The organism is Agathobaculum butyriciproducens (genome assembly GCA_003096535.1).
Taxonomy (GTDB): domain Bacteria; phylum Bacillota; class Clostridia; order Oscillospirales; family Butyricicoccaceae; genus Agathobaculum; species Agathobaculum butyriciproducens.
Window position 1 is genome coordinate 1 of record QEKJ01000055.1, and the last position, 1276, is coordinate 1276.

Below are 1276 nucleotides of genomic sequence, written 5' to 3' on the forward strand. Positions count from 1 at the left end.
GTCTTGCACATGGTCATACGCCGGGCTTGGAAAACGCAGTCAACAAGGGGATAGATCGTTTCCTGCGCTCCCGGCGCATGACCACGAGCAAGGCTCGTGGTTTAATATAAATTGTTCAGTGCGTTGAGGTCAGCGGTAAGCTGCGCGGTGCTGGTGCCGAGCAGTTTTGCAAGGCGTGGCAGCTTGCTATCCGGCAGACAGGTAAGCTGCCGGACAAGCCGTGCTGCATCACCGGGCAACGTGTTCGTCTGGAACAAATCATCCGTCTGCGGTGTTGCCGGTGCGTTATCTGGCTGCGGAGCAGGTGCTTCCGACTGTACAGCGGTTTCAGGCGTGTTCGACCGGAACACATCATCGCCGGTCGGCAGTTTGCCCGTTTGAGTAAAGCCGGTAAATGCGGCCTGCTGTTGTTCTGTATTCAGCTTACTCAGCTCATAGGCAGTGGAAATCGGCAGATTGTCAGCCTTAATTTCTTCCATTAAAGAGGGAATGAGGTTGTTCAGTATACTGTCATACTTGGCTACGCGGCTGGAACTGATGTTAAGACTGCGTGCGACCAGATCGCGTACACGACCGTTCAGGCCTCGCTCTGCCTTAGCCTGTCGTTGCAAGTCGCGCATACGGCGGACTTCTTCGAGCTTGTCCCATGCGGTTTTCACGCGCTGGGAGTTGGCGGCGATGAGCAACACCGGTTCGCGCACGGCGCGGTCGGCGTCCTCGATCTGTTCTACGGAGCAAGGCAGAAACTCGTACTCTGTCTTGCCCTCGTCCAACAGCATACCGACCGCTCTGTGGCGGCGGTGGCCGGACAGGATTTTATATTTGCCATCTTCCAACGGAGTAACGACGAGGTTGTTCAGCACGCGGCCTGCAAGCTCGATAGCGGTTTTCAGTTCCTCGATCTCCTGCATTGAGTAAAAATTATCCTCGCTGGGGACGAGCTTGGAGTAGCTGATACGCTCAATGGTATGGTCTTTAACAGGTGCAGCTGCCATAGAGGTATCCTTGTTCAGCATATCGGTAATAGAAAATCCCATATCTCTCAACCTCTTTTCTCTGCGGACAGAAACTCGCTGACGAAATCGAGGTAATCACGCGCGGCGGCGCTGGTCTTGCTGTATTCGATAATCGGCTTGCACTCGAAGCTGCTGCCAACCACCTTGCCGCTGTACCGGATATGCGTCTTGTAGACGGGACAATCCAGATTTTCGCGCAGCCAGTCCTCGCCGGTCTGCTCTCCGGCTTGACGCTGGAAGCAGGTGATAAGGCAACCGGC

1 protein-coding gene and 1 pseudogene are annotated in these 1276 nt (G+C 55.1%); both read right to left on the reverse strand.

From position 1 onward, the window contains the following. Nucleotides 1-101 precede the first annotated feature (101 nt). Entirely contained in the window at nt 102-1037 is a 936-nt protein-coding gene (locus C7386_RS13225; protein WP_116705738.1) for a ParB/RepB/Spo0J family partition protein, read from the reverse strand. Nucleotides 1038-1042: 5 nt separating this feature from the next. Next, nucleotides 1043-1276, reverse strand: a pseudogene (locus tag C7386_RS13585) (ParA family protein); the annotation flags it as partial.

What these genes read in the sequence shown, in the direction of transcription:
- C7386_RS13225 (WP_116705738.1), bottom strand. Translation starts at nt 1,037, where the DNA reads ATGGGATTTTCTATTACCGATATGCTGAACAAGGATACCTCTATGGCA.